Source organism: Streptomyces sp. NPDC006435, assembly GCF_040612315.1.
Lineage (GTDB): Bacteria > Actinomycetota > Actinomycetes > Streptomycetales > Streptomycetaceae > Streptomyces.
On sequence record NZ_JBEXPY010000004.1, the window covers coordinates 195,949 to 212,839 of the forward strand.

General features: G+C 70.8%; 17 protein-coding genes. 7 read left to right on the plus strand and 10 right to left on the minus strand.

All coding sequences use genetic code 11. The features are described from left to right. Positions 1-2 precede the first annotated feature (2 nt). Positions 3-899 (minus strand): 16S rRNA (cytidine(1402)-2'-O)-methyltransferase, encoded by an 897-nt coding sequence (gene rsmI, locus ABZZ04_RS06885; protein ID WP_356931124.1) that lies wholly within the window; start codon positions 897-899, stop codon positions 3-5. A 53-nt stretch (positions 900-952) separates the two neighbouring features. Between rsmI and ABZZ04_RS06890 the strand changes: the two genes are divergently transcribed. After that, positions 953-2,752, plus strand: a complete 1,800-nt coding sequence (locus ABZZ04_RS06890) for a phospholipid carrier-dependent glycosyltransferase (RefSeq protein ID WP_356931125.1) — start codon at positions 953-955, stop codon at positions 2,750-2,752. On the opposite strand, the gene ABZZ04_RS06895 is transcribed toward ABZZ04_RS06890, so the two are convergent. Next, entirely contained in the window at positions 2,749-3,744 is a 996-nt protein-coding gene (locus ABZZ04_RS06895) for a helix-turn-helix domain-containing protein (protein ID WP_356931126.1), read from the minus strand. The genes ABZZ04_RS06890 and ABZZ04_RS06895 overlap by 4 nt on opposite strands. A 71-nt stretch (positions 3,745-3,815) precedes the next feature. On the opposite strand from ABZZ04_RS06895, the gene ABZZ04_RS06900 reads away from it, so the two are divergent. Then, complete coding sequence (locus ABZZ04_RS06900) at positions 3,816-4,766, plus strand: NADP-dependent oxidoreductase (RefSeq protein WP_356931127.1); 951 nt, start codon at positions 3,816-3,818, stop codon at positions 4,764-4,766. Here the strand turns inward: ABZZ04_RS06900 and ABZZ04_RS06905 are convergent. Beyond that, on the minus strand, positions 4,753-5,235 hold the full coding sequence (locus tag ABZZ04_RS06905; RefSeq protein WP_356931128.1) for an Lrp/AsnC family transcriptional regulator: 483 nt from the start codon (positions 5,233-5,235) through the stop codon (positions 4,753-4,755). The two genes, ABZZ04_RS06900 and ABZZ04_RS06905, sit on opposite strands and share 14 nt — an antisense overlap. A gap of 107 nt (positions 5,236-5,342) precedes the next feature. On the opposite strand from ABZZ04_RS06905, the gene ABZZ04_RS06910 reads away from it, so the two are divergent. Continuing rightward, a complete protein-coding gene (locus ABZZ04_RS06910; RefSeq protein ID WP_356931129.1) occupies positions 5,343-6,302 on the plus strand; it encodes an SMP-30/gluconolactonase/LRE family protein in 960 nt (319 codons plus the stop codon). A 186-nt stretch (positions 6,303-6,488) separates the two neighbouring features. Here the strand turns inward: ABZZ04_RS06910 and ABZZ04_RS06915 are convergent, their stop codons facing one another. After that, positions 6,489-6,854, minus strand: a complete 366-nt coding sequence (locus ABZZ04_RS06915) for a fibronectin type III domain-containing protein (RefSeq protein ID WP_356931130.1) — start codon at positions 6,852-6,854, stop codon at positions 6,489-6,491. Between the two features lie 417 nt (positions 6,855-7,271). Beyond that, complete coding sequence (locus tag ABZZ04_RS06920; protein ID WP_356931131.1) at positions 7,272-7,865, minus strand: hypothetical protein; 594 nt, start codon at positions 7,863-7,865, stop codon at positions 7,272-7,274. A gap of 734 nt (positions 7,866-8,599) precedes the next feature. Between ABZZ04_RS06920 and ABZZ04_RS06925 the strand changes: the two genes are divergently transcribed. Then, positions 8,600-10,234 carry a penicillin-binding transpeptidase domain-containing protein gene (locus tag ABZZ04_RS06925; RefSeq protein WP_356931132.1) on the plus strand — a complete coding sequence of 545 codons (1,635 nt, stop codon included), beginning with the start codon at positions 8,600-8,602 and terminating at the stop codon, positions 10,232-10,234. A gap of 83 nt (positions 10,235-10,317) precedes the next feature. Next, positions 10,318-10,845 (plus strand): YbaK/EbsC family protein, encoded by a 528-nt coding sequence (locus ABZZ04_RS06930; RefSeq protein ID WP_356931133.1) that lies wholly within the window; start codon positions 10,318-10,320, stop codon positions 10,843-10,845. 44 nt (positions 10,846-10,889) lie between these two features. Here ABZZ04_RS06930 and ABZZ04_RS06935 read toward each other — a convergent pair whose 3' ends face one another. From ABZZ04_RS06935 to ABZZ04_RS06950, 4 genes are all read right to left on the minus strand, one after another. Then, complete coding sequence (locus tag ABZZ04_RS06935) at positions 10,890-11,534, minus strand: hypothetical protein (protein ID WP_356931134.1); 645 nt, start codon at positions 11,532-11,534, stop codon at positions 10,890-10,892. A 139-nt stretch (positions 11,535-11,673) separates the two neighbouring features. Beyond that, positions 11,674-12,492, minus strand: a complete 819-nt coding sequence (locus ABZZ04_RS06940) for an SDR family NAD(P)-dependent oxidoreductase (RefSeq protein WP_356931135.1) — start codon at positions 12,490-12,492, stop codon at positions 11,674-11,676. Beyond that, the gene (locus tag ABZZ04_RS06945; protein WP_356931273.1) at positions 12,489-13,646 is read right to left on the minus strand and encodes a serine hydrolase domain-containing protein; all 1,158 of its coding nucleotides are present in this window, start codon (positions 13,644-13,646) and stop codon (positions 12,489-12,491) included. The genes ABZZ04_RS06940 and ABZZ04_RS06945 overlap by 4 nt, the downstream gene beginning before the upstream one ends. Before the next feature lie 177 nt (positions 13,647-13,823). Next, positions 13,824-14,594, minus strand: coding sequence for an ABC transporter ATP-binding protein (locus ABZZ04_RS06950; protein WP_356931136.1), 771 nt, complete (start codon positions 14,592-14,594; stop codon positions 13,824-13,826). A gap of 134 nt (positions 14,595-14,728) precedes the next feature. Between ABZZ04_RS06950 and ABZZ04_RS06955 the strand changes: the two genes are divergently transcribed. Both ABZZ04_RS06955 and ABZZ04_RS06960 read left to right on the plus strand, forming a co-directional pair. After that, complete coding sequence (locus ABZZ04_RS06955; RefSeq protein ID WP_356931137.1) at positions 14,729-14,890, plus strand: toxin-antitoxin system HicB family antitoxin; 162 nt, start codon at positions 14,729-14,731, stop codon at positions 14,888-14,890. Next, a complete protein-coding gene (locus ABZZ04_RS06960) occupies positions 14,887-16,245 on the plus strand; it encodes a transposase (RefSeq protein ID WP_356931138.1) in 1,359 nt (452 codons plus the stop codon). The genes ABZZ04_RS06955 and ABZZ04_RS06960 overlap by 4 nt, the downstream gene beginning before the upstream one ends. Here ABZZ04_RS06960 and cbiQ read toward each other — a convergent pair. Beyond that, on the minus strand, positions 16,137-16,889 hold the full coding sequence (gene cbiQ, locus ABZZ04_RS06965) for a cobalt ECF transporter T component CbiQ (protein ID WP_356931139.1): 753 nt from the start codon (positions 16,887-16,889) through the stop codon (positions 16,137-16,139). The two genes, ABZZ04_RS06960 and cbiQ, sit on opposite strands and share 109 nt — an antisense overlap. Between the last annotated feature and the right edge of the window lie 2 nt (positions 16,890-16,891).

The following is a 16,891-nucleotide window of genomic DNA, read 5'->3' on the forward strand; positions in this document are numbered from 1 at the left end:
TTTCACGATAGTCCTTTGCCCTCTTCGGGGCCGGTTCGAGCCGCGTTCTTTGCCGCGACGACCGCGTCGAACACCTCGCGCTTGGGCAGCCCCGCCTCGGCGGCGACGGCGGCGATGGCCTCCTTGCGCCGCTCCCCCGCCTCCTCGCGCACCCGCACCCTGCGCACCAGCTCCGCCGCGTCCAGTTCCCCGGGGCCGGTGTCGGCCGCGCCCTCGACGACGACGGTGATCTCGCCGCGCACCCCGTCGGCCGCCCAGACCGCCAGTTCGCCCAGCGGGCCGCGCTTGACCTCCTCGTACGTCTTGGTCAGCTCCCGGCACACGGCCGCCCGCCGGTCGGCACCGAGAATTTCGGCCATCGCGGCGAGGGTGTCACCGATCCGGTGCGGGGACTCGAAGAAGACCATCGTGCGGCGTTCCGCGGCGACCTCGCGCAGCCTGCCGAGCCGCTCGCCCGCCTTGCGGGGCAGGAAGCCCTCGAAGCAGAACCGGTCGACGGGCAGCGCGGAGAGGGCGAGCGCGGTGAGCACGGCGGACGGGCCGGGGACCGCGGTGACCCTGATGTCCTTCTCCACCGCGGCGGCCACCAGCCGGTAGCCGGGGTCGGAGACGGACGGCATCCCGGCGTCCGTGACCAGCAGGACCCGGGCCCCTCCGGTCAGCGCCTCGACGAGCTCCGGCGTGCGGGCCGCCTCGTTGCCCTCGAAGTAGGAGACGACCCGGCCCGTGGTGTGGACGCCGAGCGCCTGGGTGAGGCGGCGCAGCCTCCGGGTGTCCTCGGCCGCGACGACGTCCGCCGTCTCCAGCTCGGCGGCGAGCCGCGGCGGGGCGTCCGCCACGTCGCCGATGGGGGTTCCTGCCAGTACCAGCGTTCCAGTCGTTCCAGTCACAGGAATCATCCTCCCAGCCCGGGCGCCAGCGCTCGCACAGACGCGTTCCCTACGATGGCGCGGTGACGAGTACTGCGCCCGAAGCCCGACAGGGCCAAGACGCCGGGGAACCGCACGGCGAAGAGTCGGCATCCTGGCAGCAGCGGCTGCGCCGCTTCGGCCATTCGCCCCGGTCCGGCATCGGGCTGCGCGAACGGCTTGTTCCGACGTACACCCGGCCCGGCGCCCAGCTGTGGGCGGTGCTCGGCGTCTCCCCGCCGACGGCCGAGCGCCTGGTGCGGTGGTCGGCCTGGGGCGGACCGCTGCTGGTGGCGCTGGTCGCCGGGGTGCTGCGGTTCTGGAACCTGGGCAGCCCGCACGCGCTGATATTCGACGAGACGTACTACGCGAAGGACTCCTGGGCGCTGGTCAACCAGGGGTACGAGGGCGACTGGCCCAAGGACATCGACAAGCTGATCCTGGAAGACCCGTCGAAGGTGGAGATCCCGGTCGATCCGGGGTACGTGGTCCACCCGCCGGTCGGCAAGTGGATCATCGGCTTCGGTGAACAGCTCTTCGGCTTCACGCCGTTCGGCTGGCGGTTCATGGTGGCGGTGCTCGGCACGCTGTCGGTGCTGATGCTGTGCCGGATCGGTCGGCGGCTGTTCCGTTCGACGTTCCTGGGCTGCCTGGCGGGCACGCTGCTCGCCGTGGACGGGCTGCACTTCGTGATGAGCCGCACCGCGCTGCTCGACCTGGTGCTGATGTTCTTCGTGCTGGCGGCGTTCGGCGCGCTGCTGATCGACCGCGACCGGTCACGGCGCCGGCTGGCCGCCGCGCTGCCGGTCGACGACGAGGGGGTGCTGCGCCCCGACGTGGAGGTCGCGGAGGGGCTGCGGCTCGGGCTGCGCCCGTGGCGGATCGTCGCCGGGCTGATGCTGGGGCTGGCCTTCGCCACCAAGTGGAACGGCCTGTACATCCTGGCCGCCTTCGGTCTGATGACGGTGCTGTGGGACGTGGGCGCGCGCCGGACCGCGGGCGCGATCCGGCCGTACACGGCGGTGCTGAAGCGGGACCTGCTGCCGGCCTTCGTCTCGACGGTGCCGGTCGCGATCCTGACGTACGTCGTCTCCTGGACCGGATGGATCGTCACCGGCAAGGGCTACTACCGCAACTGGGCGACGACGGACGGGAAGGGCGGCGACTGGACGTGGCTGCCGGACTGGCTGCGCAGCCTGTGGCACTACGAGTACCAGGTCTACGAGTTCCACGTGAACCTGACGTCCGGCCACACCTACCAGTCCAACCCCTGGAGCTGGATCGTGCTCGGCCGGCCCGTCTCGTACTTCTGGGAGGAACAGCCGGGCTGCACCACGTCGGGCAGCGGCAAGTGCGCCCGTGAGGTGCTGGCCATCGGGACGCCGCTGCTGTGGTGGGCGGCGTGCTTCGCCCTGGCGTACGTGCTGTGGCGGTGGTTCTTCCGCCGTGACTGGCGGGCGGGCGCGATCGTGTGCGGAGTGGCGGCGGGCTGGCTGCCCTGGTTCTTCTACCAGGAGCGGACGATCTTCCTGTTCTACGCGGTCGTGTTCGTGCCGTTCCTGTGCCTGGCGGTGACGATGATGATCGGCGCGATGCTGGGTCCGGGGGCGGGAGCGGTGTCCGGGCTGACGGGGTCCGGCCCGGCGGGATCCGGCCCGGTGGAGGCCCTCCCGGCGGGCGACGACCCGGCGATGGAACGCAGACGGACGCTGGGCGCGATCGGGGCGGGCGTCCTGGTGCTGCTGATCATCTGGAACTTCATCTACTTCTGGCCGATCTACACCGGCGCCCCGATCCCGGACGGCTCGTGGCGCGACCGGATGTGGCTGGACACCTGGATCTAGTGCCCCTCCCGGCACCAGGGCCTTCCGTCCGGGAGGGTCCGGCCCGTCGTGCCGGCGCCCCGGAAGGTGCGCCGGTACGCGAGCGGTGAGACGCCGATCGCGGCGTGCAGGTGCTCGCGCAGCGAGGTCCCGGTGGCGAAGCCGACCTGTCCGGCGATGTCGTCGACGGCGAGGTCGGTGGTCTCCAGGAGGTGCTGGGCGCGGGAGACGCGCTGCTGGATCAGCCAGCGGCCGGGGCTCGTCCCGACCTCGTCGTTGAAGCGGCGCGCGAAGGTGCGCAGGCTCATCCGGGCGTGCCCCGCGAGCTCCGTCAGCGTCAGGGGTTCGTGCAGGTTCTCCAGCGCCCACTGGCGGGTGGCCGACGTGCCGTTCGCGGCGGCCGGGGGCACCGGGTGCTCGATGTACTGGGCCTGACCGCCGTCCCGCCAGGGCGGCACGACGCAGGCCCGGGCCACGTGGTTGGCGACGGCGGTGCCGTGGTCCCGCCGTACGAGGTGCAGGCAGACGTCGACGCCGGAGGCGGCACCGGCCGAGGTCAGCACGTCCCCGTCGTCCACGAACAGCACGTCCGGGTCCAGCGCCACCCGCGGGTACCAGGAGCGGAAGACGTCGGCGACGGCCCAGTGGGTGGTGGCGGGCCGGCCGTCGAGCAGCCCCGCGGCCGCCAGCACGAAGGCACCCGTGCAGATCGACACGATCCGCGCCCCGGGCCGTACGGCCGCGAGTGCCTCGCCCGCGCCCGGCGGCAGCTCGCGCGAGAGCCGGGAGATGTCGAAGGGCGGCAGCAGCACCGTGTCCGCCGTGGCGAGCACCTCGGGCCCGTGCCCCACCGTGACCGAGAAGTCCGCGTTCGTGGCGACGGGGCCGCCGTCGACGGAGCAGGTCAGCACCTCGTAGCGGTCCAGGAGCGCGCCGAAGACCCGGCTCGGGATGCCGAGTTCGAAGGGGTACGCCCCGTCCAGCGCGAGGACGACGACACGATGGACGGTCATGGCACGATCCCGTCGGAAGATGGCATTCATGCCATGGTACGGCCCGGGGGTCCGGGGCGAGGCTGGGGCACATGACGAACTCCACCACCATGCGAGCCATCGGCCAGGACACCCACGGCGCCCCCGAGGTGCTGAAGGAGGTCGTGCTGCCGCGGCCCGTGCCCGGCCCGGGACAGATCCTCGTCGCCGTGCGCGCCGCCGGGGTGAACCCGACCGACTGGAAGCACCGCGCCGCCGGTCTCTTCCTGGACCGCCTGCCGCTCGTCCTCGGCTGGGACGTGTCCGGCGTCGTCGAGGCCGTCGGCTTCGGCGTCACCCTGTTCGAGCCGGGCGACGAGGTCTTCGGGATGCTGCCCTACCCGCACGGTGTCGGCTCCCACGCCGAGTACGTGACGGGCCCCGCCCGCGCCTTCGCCCGCAAGCCCGCCGGCATCGACCACGTCCGGGCCGGCGCCCTGCCGCTCGCCGCCCTCACCGCCCACCAGGCGCTCGTCGACACCGCGGACGTGCGGCCGGGGCAGCGCGTCCTGGTCCACGCGGCGGCCGGCGGGGTCGGCCACCTCGCCGTCCAGATCGCCAAGTCCCGCGGCGCGTACGTGATCGGCACCGCCAGCGCCCCCAAGCACGACTTCGTGCGCTCGCTCGGCGCGGACGAGGTCGTCGACTACCGCACCACCGACTTCCGCGACGCCGTCCGGGACGTCGACGTGGTGCTCGACCCCCTGTCCGGCGACACCCGCGCCCGTTCCCTCGACGTCCTGCGGCCGGGCGGTATCCTCGTGTCGCTCCTGCCGGGGACCGACCCCGACGAGGCGGCGAGGGCCACCGCCCGCGGGGTCCGCGTCAGGACCCTGCTCGTCGAGGCCGACCACGCCGGCATGAACGCCGTCGCCGACCTGGTCGCCGCCGGCTCCCTGCGCGCCCACGTCGAGGCCGTCTTCCCGCTCGCGGACGCGGCCCGCGCGCACGCGCTCGGCGAGACGGGCCGCACCACCGGCAAGATCGTGCTCACCGTCCCCTAGGGCCTTCCTCCCGGATTCGGGCCGGATCGGCTTCGAGCGGCGAGAGCGGCCGCTCGAAGAAGGTCTCCAGGACCACCGTGGCCTGCGTCCCGCTGACCCCGTCGATGGCGTAGATCCGGCGCAGCACGTCCTGGAGCTGCTCGGTGGTCGCAGTCCTGACCTTCACCAGCACCGAGGCGCTGCCGGCGATGACGTGCGCCTCCAGGATCTCGGGGAGCGCGGCGAAGTCCTGCGCCGAATCGCCCATCCAGGACGTCGAGTCGACCATCACGTAGGCCAGGACGGCGCCGCCCACGGCGACCGGGTCCACCTCGGCCGTGGTGCGCCGGATGACGCCGCGCTCGCGCAGCTTCCGCACCCGCTCGTGGGCGGCGCCGGCGGACAGGCCGACGGCCTGCCCCAGCGCGGCGTAGGACTGGGTGGCGTCCTGCTGGAGCAGGTCCAGCAGCTCGCGGTCTATGTGATCCACAACTCTCCGTTCGGATTCCCCTTGCGGTGACCATATCTCATCTTGCAATCTTCGCCTTGTGCCGATTTTCATTCGGCGTACGGTGTCTTTCGCAAGGAGTGGACCCTGTGAGCGGTGAACGACCCGGGCTGTACGAGATGTTCGACGACCGGTTCCGTACCGGGCGGTGCATGAACGGCGACGACGCGCTGGAGGTCCTGTACACCGGCTGCCGCTGGGCCGAGGGCCCGGTCTATCTGCCCGCCTGGCGTCAGGTGATCTGGAGCGACATCCCCAACGACCGGATGCTGCGGTGGGACGAGGAGACCGGTGCGGTCGGCGTCTTCCGCCGCTCGGCCGGACACACCAACGGCAACACCCTCGACCGCGAGGGCCGGTTGATCACCTGCGAGCAGGGCAACCGCCGGGTGACCCGCACCGAGCACGACGGCACGGTCACGGTGCTGGCCGACCGCTGGCAGGGCAGGCGCCTGAACAGCCCGAACGACGCGGCGGTGAAGTCCGACGGCTCGATCTGGTTCTCCGACCCGGACTTCGGTATCACCAGCGACTACGAGGGCTACCGCGCGCAGAGCGAGATCGGCTCCAACAACGTCTACCGGATCGACCCGGCCACCGGCGAGGTACGCCTGGTCGCCGACTGCTTCGGCGCCCCGAACGGGCTGGTCTTCTCGGCGGACGAGCGGCGGTTGTTCGTCTCCGACACCCGGGCCGGGTTCATCCGCGTCTTCGACGTGCGGGACGACGGCACGCTGTCGGACGGCGAGGTCTTCGCCGAGGCGGGGGCCCGCGAGAAGGCCCGTTTCGACAACCTCCGCTTCGACGACGGCGGCCGGCTCTGGGCCGCCGCGATGGACGACGGCGTGCACTGCTACGACCCCGACGGCACCCTGATCGGCCGTCTGAACGTCCCCGAGACGGTCGCCAACATCTCCTGGGGCGGCGCCAAGCGCAACCGCCTCTTCATCACCGCCGAGACCAGCCTCTACTCGGTGGTCATGGGTGTCACCGGCACCCACCCGACCGGCCCGGGACGACAGCCCTGGCTCGCCCCGGCACCCCGCTGACCTCCCGGCCGGAACGCGCCGCCCGGGAACGGGCGGCGCACCCGCCCCGGACAGTGGAACCCGGCGCCCACCGACGCGACAGCCGGGCCGTCGGCCTGCCCACCACCAGCTCCTGAAAGCGAAAGGGCCCACCGACTCCGTCGGCAGACCCTCACGAAAGATCGAGACCAATAAATGCCCCGAGAGTTACTTCGGCATCGTAATGCACTCGGGCGCGGACCAGCCGCTTGCACCGTATTCACTCTCGGTTTGAACTTCCACTTGGAAACATTTGTGCTCCCCCGGAGAAATATCTCCCCAAACGTACGTATTGGTGTTGGCGGGCACGAACTCGCTGGTGCTGCCATCGCCGACTGCGTAGTTGTGAAGCAACTCCGCATCGGAGTGCGGCCATGTGATTTTCACGCCGATTCCCGGCAAAACGCTGACGCTGACAGGGTCGGGGGGAGTCGGTGGATCGGCGCTCGCCCGGGGCGCTGTTGCCGCAAGACCGACACCTGCCATGGCGATCGACGCACCAAGAGCAGCGATTCGTTGCTTCATCCTCTTCATGGGACCTCCTGGAATTCTCCCCCTCAAATCTTCCTCCGCACCCCTTCCCTCCGCATCTTCGATATCGTTCCTAATTCACAAATCAAGCCTGGGGTATTAGCCGGCCTGCGGCGGCTGTGCCCGCCTCGCAACAACCGACATGACGGGCAGCGGCATCGGCGCCCGCACCTCCCGAAGGGGCACAGTTGACTCCGCGTCATCTGTCACGTCCGTGCCATCCGAGGCGCCCCGGGTGAATGGTCATCAGCACCACAGCGGGCCCGGGACTCTCGTCTTCGAACTACGCCGTGTGTCGCGGGCGGGCGTCGCGCGAACGAGCCGCTCGGGTTTGCACCCCTCGCCATGGCGAGGGGTGCAAACCCGAGTGGAGTCGGGAACTGGCGAGGTGGCTGATGCCCAATTCCCAGCCCCGCCCCTTCAGCGGTTCCGACCGATGTTGCCCTGGCCCTGACCTTGCCCCTGGCCCTGACCCTGACCTTGGCCTTGGCCCTGGCCCTGGCCCTGGCCTTGTCCTGGGGCACAGGCAGCTTCGAAGGCACTGGTGAACCCTGCTCTGTAGCCGTCCGCGTAGACACTCTGGACCAGGCTCTGTCGGACTTGCGGTGTCCCGCAATTCGTGCTCTGCGCCGCCGCCTTGCCTGCGACTTGACCGTCCTTGAAGCCCTGATCGAAGCTTTGCCCGATTTCTGTTTTCTGTTCATCCTCGGTGACGAACGGATCCGCGCATGTCGTGGAAGCTCCACCGCTGACGGCCGTGAAGTTGCCACGCACCGCCCCTACGGTGAACGCCCCGGCAGCGTTTGTCGTGGTGACTGCCTGAAGCGCTCCATTCTTCAAGATGTTGACCGGAGCATTCGCGAGGAAGCCGCTGCCGTCCAACGTGAACTGGCCGACGCCCGCAGGTGCCAACGAGCACGCTGCCGTGGGGACCGCAGATGCCGGAGTCGCCGTGAGGCCCACCCCTCCAGCCACCAAAAACGCCGACGCAGCTAGTCCGAGTACCTTTCTCATCTTTCTCTCCGTCCGTTCCAGTCGTGTGTTGATGGTGGCGCCCGCGACGAGGTGCCGGCCCTGGCTGGTTTTTGTGCCCACGGGTATGGCCCACGGGCCAGCTCATTTCGGGCTCTTGGAATCGCCACGAGCTGAAGCTCAGCAGTCGGATTCGGCTGCTTTCAGTGGCGGCACATACGCGTGCGTCCTCTTCCCAGAGGACGACTCCGAGCTTGCGTTGTCAAACGAGAGGACCGTCGTCCAAGCATTGACGAGTTCAAGCGCGACGCGATCGAGCTCGTACGTCCGTCCGGTCTCCTACGCCATCACCCTCGACTCCCCCACCCGCATCAGTCCTTCCCGGTCGAAGGACTCACCTGTGGTCCCCAGCAACTCACGCCCGGCAAAGCGGACTTCAAGCCGATGCGGTGGCCCGTGACCGACGCGATCCGGGCCGCCGCCGAAGCGCGTTTCCTGCTCCGGGGCGGCCCACTGGCACTGCTCCTGGCCCAGCAGGTCATCTCGCCCGACCAGTGCACGAATCAACCGACCAGTGCACGAATCAACTTAAACATGAAGTTCCGCAACGGAATGCCCATCGCCCGAACCGCTTGTCCGGCCTGTGCGTTCAAGGGGCACGCATCGCGTATCCCGTTCCCATAACAACCGTCTCAGCCGTCCCTCCCCTCCCGTAGGGTGCCGACCAGCATCCCCTTGAACACGTTCAAGGGGGCTCCTGGGGAGGGGACTGCAGGATGCGCAGTGGAGCGAAGGTCGCCGTGGTCGGCGGAATATTCGCGGTCGTGGTCGGCGGGGTGGGGTACGGGGCGTACAACATCCTGGACGATCTGGACGGTGGCGGCGGGGGTACGGACAGCCGTTCCGCGTCCGCCGAGGTGAAGACGGGGCCGGTCACCGAGGAGGAGATCGGCGAGGCGTCGAAGGAGTTCCTGAAGGCGTGGGCGGGCGGCGACTCGGCCGCCGCGTCCCAGCTGACCAACAACGCGGGCGAGGCCGGACCGGCCCTCGCCGCCTACCGCGAGCAGGCCCACGTCACCGAGGCGGTGATCACTCCGGGCCGGGCGGTCGGCTCGAAGGTGCCGTACACGGTGAAGGCGACCGTGTCGTTCGGGGGGAAGTCCAAGCCCTGGTCGTACGCCTCCGAACTGACCGTGGTGCGCGGCCTGACCACCGGCAGGCCGCTGGTGGACTGGTCCCCCACGGTGATCCACCCGGACCTGGCGGACGGCGCGTCGCTGAGGACGGGCGAGGCGTCGGCCCCGGCGATCGAGGCGGTCGACCACAACGGCAAGGTGCTCACCAAGGAGAAGTACCCCTCGCTGGGGCCGGTCCTGGACGCGCTGCGCGAGAAGTACGGCGAGAAGGCCGGCGGCACCGCGGGCATCGAGACCCGGATCGAGAACGCGGACGGGAAGACCCCCGACAAGACCCTGCTGACGCTCACCAAGGGCAGGCCGGGGAAGCTGGTGACCACCCTGGACGCCGGGATCCAGGCGGCGGCCGAGACGGCGGTGAAGCGGTTCGGGCAGGCGTCGGTGGTCGCGGTCCGGCCGTCCACGGGTGCGATCCGCGCCATCGCCAACAGCCCGGCCAACGGCTTCAACGCGGCGCTGCAGGGCAAGCAGGCGCCCGGTTCGACGATGAAGATCGTGACCGCCGCGATGCTGATCGAGAAGGGCCTCGCCTCGGCGGGCCAACCGATCGAGTGCCCGAAGACCGCGATGTACCAGGGCCGCACCTTCCACAACCTGGACAACTTCGACATCCCGCGGGGCACCCTGACGACCAGCTTCGCCCGGTCCTGCAACACGGCCTTCATCAAGCTGATCGACGACACGAAGGACGACGCCGCGCTCGCCAAGGAGGCCCGTGAGGTCTTCGGCATCGGCCTGAACTGGCAGACGGGCGTGGTGACCTACGACGGCAGCGTCCCCGAGGCGACCGGCGGCGAGGCGGCGGCCCAGTACATCGGCCAGGGCACGGTCCAGATGAACGCCCTCAACGTGGCGTCCATCACCGCCACCGCGCGGACCGGCACCTTCCGCCAGCCGATCCTCGTGGACCGGGACCTCGACGGCCGGACGATCGCCACCGCCGCCAGGTCGCTGTCCCCGAACGTCTCCCGGCAGCTGACCGAGATGATGCGCCAGACGGCGGCCTGGGGCACCGCCAAGGCGGCGATGTCCACGGTCGGCGGCGACAAGGGCGCCAAGACGGGCTCGGCGGAGGTGGACAACCAGGAGACGTCCGACAGCTGGTTCACCGGCTTCAGCAACGACCTGGCCGCCGCCGCGGTCGTCAAGGCCGGTGGCCACGGCGGCGACGCGGCGGGCCCGGTGGTCGCGGCGGTCCTGCGCGCCGGTCCCTGAGCCGGGTACGGGGCCCGGAACACCGGCGCGTGTCCCGGCAACTCCGTCGCCCGCCCCGCACCGCGTTCGCTAGCGTGCGGGGCATGAGCACTCCCGACACCACCGACACCACCGCCGACACCGCCGACACGGCCGCCGCCGAGGCCCACCCCCGATTCGCCGAGGCCCTGCGGGAGCTGGGCCTCGACGTCGAGATCCGCAAGTTCCCGGAGGCCACCCGGACCGCCGCCGAGGCCGCCGCCGCGATCGGCTGCGGGCTCGGCGAGATCGTCAAGTCACTGGTCTTCCAGGCCGACGGCGTACCGGTGCTGGTCCTGATGGACGGCTCCTCGCGGGTCGACGTGGAGCGCGTGCGCGTGGAGCTGGGTGCCGGGAAGGTCGGGCGGGCCGACGCCGGCCTGGTCCGGGAGACGACCGGTTACGCGATCGGGGGCGTGCCGCCCTTCGGTCACCGTACGAGGACCCGGGTGCTGGCCGACCGCGGACTGCTGGACCACGCCGTGGTGTGGGCGGCGGCGGGCACCCCGCACACGGTCTTCCCGCTCGACCCGAAGACGCTGATCGAGCACGCCGGCGGAACCGTGGTGGACGTGCGCGAGCGGTCGAAGTGACCTGATCCGCGCGCCGGTTCGGCCGAGCACGTCAGCCGAGCACGTCAGCCGAGTACGTACGGGTCGAGGAACTCGCGGAGCTGGGCGACCGACGGATCCGACTCCTTCTCGTCGTCCTCGCCCGGCTTCGGGGCGATGGTGCGCGGCGGGCACGGGTCGGCCGCCGATCCGTTCGGATCGTCCGACCGGAAGCTTTCCCCGTGGATCTCCTTGCTGCCCAGCCGTTTGCCGGTCGCGGCCTCGTACACGGTCACCTCGTAGACGCCCTTGTAGAGGTAGAGGGAGAACGGGTGCTGCCTGGTCTCGCCGCTGCCGGTGCCGCCGATGGCGTCGGGCACGGTCTGGTAGACACAGCGCTTCACCTGTTCGCCCCGGCCGGTGCGTTCGACGCAGGCGACAAGCTGTACCGTCTCCGGCTTCGTGGGGTACCAGACCCGGAGGTCCGCGGCGGTCGGCTTGTCCGGGCCGGAGTCCGCCTCGGGCCAGTAGCCGTCGATGACCACGGGGCGGGGGCCCTTGCCGGAGCGCGGTGCCGCCTGGGAGAACTCCTGGGGCTCCTCGCACATGGCCCGGTAGTGGTAGGTGACGAACGGCTCCTCCTCCTCGTCGAAGAAGGCCGACCAGCCGAACCACACCAGCGCGAGTGCCGCGGCCAGTGCGGCCACCTTCCCTATCGTCTTCCGTGCCATGCCGGTCGATCCCTTCCCCGTCGGTCCTCGGAACGAATCCTTCCTTCCTGGCGGGGCCGGGACAACCGGATGGGGGCACCCCGGCACGAAACTGTCGTTCCGCTCCGGGGTGCCGGGGAAGGAGGCCGAAAAGCAGTGCCTACTCCCCCGAAATCGCGTGCTGGAAGCCGTAGTTCGTGGCCGTGAGCCCACCGTCCACCCGCAGTGTGGTGCCCGTGATCCAGGCCGCGTCGCGGGAGGCGAGGAAGGCGACGGCGGAGGCGATGTCGTCCGGCTCGCCGACCCGGCCGAGCGGGTAGATGCGGCTGACCCGGGCCAGCGCCACGTCCTGGCCCGCCCAGGCGTCCGTGCGGACCGTGCCGGGGGCGACCAGGTTGACGCGCACACCGCGCGGCCCGGCGTGCCCGGCGAGGGTGCGGGTCAGGCTGGCCAGGCCCGCCTTGGCCGCGCTGTAGCCGTGGTTGCCGAAGTCCTGTTCGCCGTTGACCGAACCGATGTTGACGATCGCGCCCCGGCCGGAGGCGATCAGGTGCGGGAGCGCGGCGCGGGAGCAGCGGTACGGGCCGGAGAGCGAGATGTCCAGGTCGCGTTCCCATGCCTCGTCCGGCTCGTCCTCGAAGAGCGGGAGGTCCGAGGAGCAGGAGTACGCGTTGTTCACCAGCACGTCGAGCCGGCCGAAGCGGGCGGCGGCGTGGGCCACCGCGGCCTCGACCGCCGCCCGGTCGCCCACGTCGCAGGGCAGCGCCTCGGCGGTGCCGCCCGTCCCGCGTATCGCCTCGGCGGTGCGTTCGGCGCGGTCGCCGTCCAGGTCGGTGACCAGGACCCGGGCGCCCTCGGCGGCCAGTCGGCGGGCCGTGGCGGCGCCGATGCCCTGGCCGGCTCCGGTGATGAGCGCGACGTGTCCGTCGAATCGTGGACCGGCGGGGTGCGCGGGAGTTGTGGGGCGAGGAGGAGTCATAGCGCCGACCGTACTGCCCTGACCAGGGCCTGGGCACGGGGGTCGGCGGTGACTCCTTTCTGCAGACCGTTCGTCACATAGCCCAGCGCGATGCCGGATTCGGGGTCGGCGAAGCCGAGGGAGCCGCCCCGGCCGGGGTGGCCGAAGGAGCCGGGGGCCAGCAGCGGGGCCGCCGGCCCGTGGAGCATGTAGCCGAGTCCGAAACGGGTGTTGACGACCAGGACCCGGTCCGGGCCCGCCGACTCCTCGGTGCGGGCCAGGGTGAGGGTGGCGGGGGCGAACAGCCGGTGGCCGTCGACCGGTCCGATCATCGCGGCGTAGCAGCGGGCCAGGGCGCGGGCGGTGGAGATGCCGTTGGAGGCGGGGAGTTCGGCCGCCCGGTAGCCGGGGTCGTTCTCGTCGGGCAGCGGGTCGATGGCGCCGAAGGCGCGGCGGGTGAGGGACTGCGGGTCGCGGTACGCCTCGGTGACGGAGCGCTTGGGGCGCAGCCGCAGGGCGCCGTTCCCGTCGGCGGGCGGTTCGACGGGCCCGATCCGGCCCACCCGGTGCGTCTCGTCGGCCGGGAGACCGAACCAGAAGTCCAGGCCGAGGGGGCGGGCGATCTCCTCGGCGATCCACCGGCCGATGGTTCGGCCGGTGACCCGGCGCACCAGTTCGCCGACGAGCCAGCTGTAGGTCTGGGCGTGGTAGCCGTGGTCGGTGCCGGGTTCCCACTGGGGGCGCTGGGCGGCGACGGCCTGCGGTCCGGAGTTCCCGTCGGCCGCCTCGGAGGGGGTCAGCGGGCAGTCGAGCGCGGGGAGTCCGGCCCGGTGGGACAGCAGGTGCCGGACGAGGGCGCGTTCCTTGCCGGCCGTCTTGAACTCCGGCCAGTACGTGCCGACGGGGGCGTCGAGGTCGACCTGGCCGCGCTGGTGCAGCAGCAGCGGTACGGCGGCGGCGATGCCCTTGCCCGCCGAGCGGACGACCTGCACGGTGTCGACGGCCCAGGGTTCGGCGCCGTCCACGTCCCTCGTGCCGGCCCACAGGTCGACGACCTTGTGCCCGTCCCGGTAGACGGCGACGGCGGCGCCGCGTTCGCCGCGCTGCTCGAAGTTGCGGACGAACGCGTCCCGGACCGGTTCGAATCCGGCCGCCACCGTGCCGCGTACGTCCACGTCTGCTCCCGCGCTCCCGCTCATCCCCCCATGGTGCATCCCCGCGCGGGCGGGGCGGGGGCCGGGTCACCCGTTGTTCATGGTCACGGCACGTTCACGAGCGCGGAACGCAACACGTTCACGGGCGCGGAACGCCCGCGGAACGCGGCGCGTTCACGGTCCCGGAACACGGCGCGTTCACGGCTGCGGGACGCTCACGGAGCGCGGGTCGAAGCCGAAGGGCAGCTCCAGGCGGTGGGCGCGCATCAGCTTCTCGTCGCAGAGCAGGTCCTGGGTGCGGTCGTCGGCGGCGATGACGCCCTCGCTGAGGATCACCGAGCGCGGGCAGAGCTCCAGGGCGTACGGCAGGTCGTGGGTGACCATGAGCACGGTGACGTCCAGGGAGCGCAGGATGTCGGCGAGCTCGCGCCGCGAGGCCGGGTCCAGGTTGGAGGACGGCTCGTCGAGGACGAGGATCTCCGGCCGCATGGCGAGGACGGTGGCGACGGCGACGCGGCGGCGCTGGCCGAAGGAGAGGTGGTGCGGCGGCCGGTCCGCGTACTCCTCCATGCCGACCTGCTTCAGGGCCTCGACGACGCGTTCCTCCAGTTCGGCGCCGCGCAGTCCGGAGGCGGCGGGGCCGAAGGCGACGTCCTCGCGGACGGTGGGCATGAAGAGCTGGTCGTCGGGGTCCTGGAAGACGATGCCGACGCGGCGGCGGATCTCGGCGAGGTTGCGCTTCTCGACGGGGAGTCCGGCGACGCGGACGGTGCCCGCCCCGGCGTCGAGGATGCCGTTGAGGTGGAGGACGAGGGTGGTCTTGCCGGCGCCGTTCGGGCCGAGCAGGGCGACGCGTTCGCCCCTGGCGACCGTCAGGTCCACCCCGAACAGGGCCTGGTGGCCGTCGGGGTAGGCGTACGCGAGGCCGCTGACCTCCAGGGACGGGGCGGGGGCGGTGGGGGTGCTCATACGGTCCATCGAAGCCCTTTCGAGGGGACCTCCGGCTTCAGCCGGAGAGGGAATCGAATCCAGTGCTGCACAGCTCCGCCGCGCAGCACTGGTCTCAGATGTGATTCACTGTCAGGAGTGGTAGCATTTTGGTTGTGGCTAGAGGTGATCGCCGGGAGTCGCTGAATCTGCGGGTCCCCCCAGACTTGAAGCGGCAGGTCGAGGAGTACGCCGACGCGGCGGGAATCTCGATCAATGCCGCCTCGTGCATCCTCCTGGCTGAAGCCCTTCGCATGGAGCGGAGGCGTAAGGCGTGATTCGCGCATACAAGTTCCGCCTTCGGCCCACCGTCCGCCAAACCCAGGCCCTGACGGAAATGCTGCGGGACCACTGTTCGCTGTACAACGGAGCGTTGCAGGAGCGCCGGGACGCCTGCCGGCACGGCTCGAAGACATCGATTACCTATGGGCAGCAGTCCGCCCAGCTCAAGGAGATCCGCGCCTTCGACCCGGAGCGGCAAGGCCGCTGGTCGTTCAGCTCGCAGCAGGCGACGTTGCGGCGGTTGAACAAGGCGTTCGCCGCGTTCTTCCGGCGCGTGAAGGCCGGTCGGACACCCGGCTACCCGAGGTTCAAGGGCGTCGGACACTTCGACACGGTCGAGTTCCCCAGGAACGGGGACGGCTGCCGCTGGGACTCCACCCCGCACGACCGCCAGACCCGCGTGCGCATCCAAGGCATCGGGCATGTCCGGGTGCACCGGCACCGCCCCGTGCAAGGCCGGGTGAGGACAATCAGCGTCAAGCGTGAAGACACACATTGGTACGTGGTCCTCACCTGTGACGAAGTGCCCGCCAAGCCCCTGCCCACAACCGGATCGATCATCGGCATCGACATGGGCACAGTGCACTTCTTCACCGACTCCAACGGCAGCCACGAGCCGAACCCTCGCTTCCTCCAGTCGGCGGTGGATGAGTTGACAGCCGCGCAGCAGCACCTTTCGGCGTTCCCCAAGCGCACCGAGCGCCGGACGAAGAAACACCGCGCCGCGGCCCGCAAGGTCGCCAAGCTGCACACCAGGATCCGGCGGCAGCGCCTGGACCACCACCACAAGACCGCTCTCGCCCTGGTCCGCAAGCACGACGTGATCGGGCACGAGAAGCTGAACATCGCCGGGATGACCAAAGCCCCGGCACCCAAGCCCGACCCCGAACAGCCCGGCGACTCCCTGCCGAACGGTGCCGCCGCCAAAGCGGGCTTGAACCGCAGCATCCTCGACGCAGGTTGGGGACAGTTCCTCGGAATCCTGGCGCAGAAGGCTGAAAGCGCCGCTCGCCGCGTGATTCCGGTGGACGCCCGCAACACCTCCCGCACCTGCCCCGGATGCGGGCACGTCGCGAAGGAGAATCGCGCCACCCAAGCAAAGTTCGAATGTGTCAACTGCGGCCTGATCGAAAACGCTGACCGCGTGGGCGCACTGAACGTCCTGCACAGGGCCGGGCTGGTCCTCTGCGACGGTGCTCAGCCACCAACGCAGGAAGCTTGCGACTTCAGTCGTGGGTGGAGTCACCCCAGCAGACACACGACGAGGGCGAGAACGGGGAGGGCGGCAGCCTGCGCCCACTGGGTCCGGGAGGCCGTCACCTCGTCGATGACCGGCATGGAGCCGGTGTAGCCGCGGCTGACCATCGCGAGGTGGACGCGTTCGCCGCGCTCGTACGACCGGATGAACAGGGCGCCCGCCGATTTGGCCAGGACGCCCCACTGCCGTACGCCGCGGGCCTCGAAGCCCCGGGAGCGGCGGGCGATCGACATCCGGCGCATCTCGTCGGTGATCACGTCGCCGTACCGGATCATGAAGGAGGCGATCTGGACGAGCAGCGGGGGCAGCCTGAGCCGCTGGAGGCCGAGCAGCAGGGCGCGCAGTTCGGTGGTGGAGGCCAGGAGCACGGAGGCGGCGACGCCGAGGGTGCCCTTGGCGAGGACGTTCCAGGCGCCCCAGAGGCCGGGGACGCTGACGGAGAGGCCGAGGACGTGGGTCTGTTCACCGGGCACCACGAACGGCATGAGCAGCGCGAACGCGACGAACGGCACCTCGACGAGCAGGCGCTTGAGCAGGAAGCCCGCCGGGATGCGGGCCAGGGCTGCGACGGCGCCGATCAGCACGGCGTACAGCGCGAACGCCCACACCGCCTCGCGCGGCGTGGAGACGACGACCACGACGAAGCCGAGGGCGGCGACGAGTTTGCAGTGCGGTGGCAGGCGGTGGACCGGCGAGTGCCCGTGCCGGTAGAGCTTGTGTGCGTGGCCTGCGCCCATGT

What these genes read in the sequence shown, in the direction of transcription:
- ABZZ04_RS06900 (WP_356931127.1), top strand. Translation starts at nt 3,816, where the DNA reads ATGACGAACTCCACCACCATGCGAGCCATCGGCCAGGACACCCACGGC.
- cbiQ (WP_356931139.1), bottom strand. Translation starts at nt 16,889, where the DNA reads ATGGGCGCAGGCCACGCACACAAGCTCTACCGGCACGGGCACTCGCCG.
- ABZZ04_RS06940 (WP_356931135.1), bottom strand. Translation starts at nt 12,492, where the DNA reads ATGACTCCTCCTCGCCCCACAACTCCCGCGCACCCCGCCGGTCCACGA.
- ABZZ04_RS06915 (WP_356931130.1), bottom strand. Translation starts at nt 6,854, where the DNA reads ATGAAGAGGATGAAGCAACGAATCGCTGCTCTTGGTGCGTCGATCGCC.
- ABZZ04_RS06920 (WP_356931131.1), bottom strand. Translation starts at nt 7,865, where the DNA reads ATGAGAAAGGTACTCGGACTAGCTGCGTCGGCGTTTTTGGTGGCTGGA.
- ABZZ04_RS06950 (WP_356931136.1), bottom strand. Translation starts at nt 14,594, where the DNA reads ATGAGCACCCCCACCGCCCCCGCCCCGTCCCTGGAGGTCAGCGGCCTC.
- rsmI (WP_356931124.1), bottom strand. Translation starts at nt 899, where the DNA reads ATGATTCCTGTGACTGGAACGACTGGAACGCTGGTACTGGCAGGAACC.
- ABZZ04_RS06895 (WP_356931126.1), bottom strand. Translation starts at nt 3,744, where the DNA reads ATGACCGTCCATCGTGTCGTCGTCCTCGCGCTGGACGGGGCGTACCCC.
- ABZZ04_RS06925 (WP_356931132.1), top strand. Translation starts at nt 8,600, where the DNA reads ATGCGCAGTGGAGCGAAGGTCGCCGTGGTCGGCGGAATATTCGCGGTC.
- ABZZ04_RS06930 (WP_356931133.1), top strand. Translation starts at nt 10,318, where the DNA reads ATGAGCACTCCCGACACCACCGACACCACCGCCGACACCGCCGACACG.
- ABZZ04_RS06935 (WP_356931134.1), bottom strand. Translation starts at nt 11,534, where the DNA reads ATGGCACGGAAGACGATAGGGAAGGTGGCCGCACTGGCCGCGGCACTC.